Source organism: Nitrospira sp. BLG_2 (genome assembly GCF_049222245.1).
Window position 1 is genome coordinate 1 of the sequence record NZ_JBLYIG010000571.1, and the last position, 3,222, is coordinate 3,222.

Genomic DNA, 3,222 nt, shown 5'->3' on the forward strand with positions numbered 1-3,222 from the left:
CGCACCTTTTTCATGTGGAAGGGCCGGCAATACATCATCATCGATGCGCCGGGGCATAAGGAGTTCCTCAAAAACATGATTTCGGGCGCCGCGCGCGCCGAGGCGGCATTGCTGCTCATCGACGCCTTGGAAGGAGTAAAGGAACAGTCGAAGAAACACGGGTACCTCCTGTCGCTGCTGGGCGTTCGCCAGTTTGCGGTGGTCGTCAACAAGATGGATTTGGTTGGTTACCGGCAGGATGTGTTCGACGGGATTGAAAAAGAGTATCGAGAATTTTTGGGGCAGTTCAAAGCCGTGCCGTCTCAGTTTATCCCAGTGAGCGCCAAGCTTGGCGACAACATCGCCCACCGAACCGAGCAGATGAGGTGGTACAGCGGCCCCACCGTCCTAGAGACACTCGGTGCATTCAACAAAGAGACGGCACGGTGGGAACAGCCCCTTCGACTGTCAGTGCAGGACGTCTATAAGTTCGACGCGCGCCGAATCATCACCGGGCGTATTACCGCAGGACGTCTCAAGGTCGGCGATCATCTCGTCTTTTCGCCGTCCAATAAGCGGGCCAACATTCGGACGGTAGAGGCTTTCAATATCGAGCCGCAACCAACAGAAGGCCAGGCGGGGCAATCCATCGGGGTGACGCTCGATGAACAGATCTTTGTGGAGCGCGGCGAGATCGCCTCCCATCAGGAACATCTGCCTCTTGTGTCCACGGCTTTTCGCGCCAATTTGTTTTGGCTCGGCAAGAGACCATTGGAAAAGGGTCGCAAATATCTTTTGCGCGTGGCGACGAAAGAAGTGGATTGCGAAGTGGCCTCGATCCATCGAATCATCGATACGATGGACCTCACCCAGCAACAAGGCAGTCATACCATCAGCAGGAACCAAGTGGCTGAACTGACCTTGCGCACGAAAGCCCCGGTCGCGTTCGACCTGTCGGCATCGTTCGAGGCAACCGGCCGCTTCGTCCTGGTGGATGAATACGACATCGCGGGAGGCGGGATCATCACCGAACTGGTCCATGATGACCAGGAGTTTCTCCGTGAAGAGGCAAGGCGACGAGACTTTGCGTGGGTGAAGGGTGAAGTCACGGTTGAAGACCGCGCTCAACAGTACGGCCATCGGGCAGCGGTGATCTTGATTACCGGAGGACGGCATGCCGGTAAATCGTTCCTGGCGAGAAAGCTCGAAGGCCGTCTCGTGGCGGATGGGCGCCATGCCTACTTATTGGACGGGGAAAATCTGCGCCGTGGGCTCGATGCCGACCTTAGTGAAGAAGAGCGTGGGCAGACGGCGGAAATGGCGCGACGCTACGGCGAAGTGGCGCGTCTCCTCGCCGACACCGGTCTCATCGTCGTTTCCACAACCAATCCTTTTGGCCTGGCCTATCACGAGGCCTCGCAAGCGATCAGGACCCTGGTCCATCCCGCCCCGGTCATCGCCGTCCACATGAGCAAATCCGAAGAAGAGCCGCCACCGAACACTGACGTCATTCTCACCGGCCCCACGGATTTCGACGTCGCGACCGCTCGCATCCTCGATGAATTGAAACGCCGAGGTGTTCTCGCGCAGGCCATCGGAGCCAAGCCGATCTTCCAGTATTCGATCTAATTAATATTAGATCCACGCGATCCGAATTTTCTGTCATCGAAGTCTCCTCGTATTGGTTCCTCACTAATCTATTCGGCTGTACAGCTTTGCTATGCTGTGGGCTGCGTCTATCCTAAGGTGTAGCTAGCGTGAGTACCTTCCCGTGATGGCTAAGCACTGCGGCGTTGTTGGCAAGATAGCCCATTTGTTCTGCAAGCGTTTCTATTTAAGTCGTGCATTTGGGTATGACAGAATGTCCCCCTGATTGTAGTGGGCTATGAGGCCAGCTATGAGCAAGAGCACGCGTCCGAAGTGAACGAAGGCACTAAATGATCATTCCATTTGAAAAGCCTAGAGATGTCATTTCATTCTTTCTAGACGATCCTCGCTTCCAACCGCGTCAAGTGTTTGATGCCACTGCACGCGGAGTCAGAGGGTATATTTTCCGCGGCCAAGCAGACCGCTTGTGGCAGCTTCTTCCTTCAGTCTTTCGTTCAGGAGATCCGTTAAAGAGATATACCCCTCAGAGCCCTGGTGCATATTTCCCCCAAGATACGGATTTAAATAGATATCTCGGAATTCAGCTTCATGCTGAACTCCGTGCAGTACATATGTTTTTGGAAGAAGCAGATAAGCTTGGTATTCCCACCTCGCTCGACTATCGTGCGCTTCAAGAACATCAGTGTCTGCTTGATGCGATAGCGAACGGGCAAGAATACAACTGGGAGACTCCATTTCCTGCTTCTTCAATGCTTCCAGGGTTGGCACTGGCCCAGCATCATGGGGTCCCGACTCGGCTTCTTGACTGGACGGAATCACCGCTTGTGGCCGCATATTTTGCAGCCGTGGAATCATCTTGCCTTGACGAACAAGGTAGGAAGTCAGGAGGTAAGGAGTTTGCTGTATTTATCCTGGATACGCACAGTATTCGAAAAAATAAGAATACTGCACTAGTGTCAGCTCCTCGACATATGAACCACCATCTTCGTGCTCAACAAGGAATATTTGTCCACATGCCCACAGCTAATGCGTTTTTCTTGAGGAACAATCGATGGCCGAGCCTTGAAGAGACCCTCGATGCCTCGGTAGATTGTCCACAGGGTCTCGATGTGATCATCGTACCAACCAATCAAGCGGATGAGTTGCTCCGATTGTTATGGAGGTATAACGTTACGCGGCATCACCTTATGCCAAGTTTGGACCATGCGGCGTTATCATTCGCTTATAAGCGCACGTTATTCCAATGAAAAGGATAACTGAAGGTATATTGCTGAAGTAGGATGGGAAGCCAAGCGTTGTTTCTCGGCAGAAGATCGGTTGAAACAATGTCAGGAAGTTCTGTGATACGGATATGCGAGGCCGACGTAGACGTCTGAAAGCCGCGTGCCGTACTTTCTTCCTTCCAAGCGGTTTGACTCCTTGAAAATCATTATGATAGCGTAGGTTTTCGTAAGGGTAACGGGCCCGAGACGATGTAACAACCTGGGCCGATGTAACAGGAGTCTTTATGAAATTTGTATGCCTCAACTGCGAAACCTATATGAGCCTTGAAAAAGTGGAGAAACCAGAAGAAGGGTCTCTCGGGGTCTTTTTTGCCTGTCCCTCTTGTAACGCCAAGTTTTCGATGGTGACGAA

Annotated in this window: 2 protein-coding genes; both read left to right on the forward strand. The window is 52.7% G+C overall.

Features of this window, described 5'->3' with window-relative positions:
* Window positions 1-1,608, forward strand: a 1,608-nt coding sequence (locus ACOSYY_RS15350; protein WP_421663452.1) for a GTP-binding protein, incomplete at its 5' end; no start/stop codon positions are given.
* 308 nt (window positions 1,609-1,916) lie between these two features.
* Window positions 1,917-2,834: an FRG domain-containing protein gene (locus ACOSYY_RS15355; RefSeq protein ID WP_421663453.1), complete on the forward strand. Its 918-nt coding sequence runs from the start codon at window positions 1,917-1,919 to the stop codon at window positions 2,832-2,834.
* Window positions 2,835-3,222: the final 388 nt, after the last annotated feature.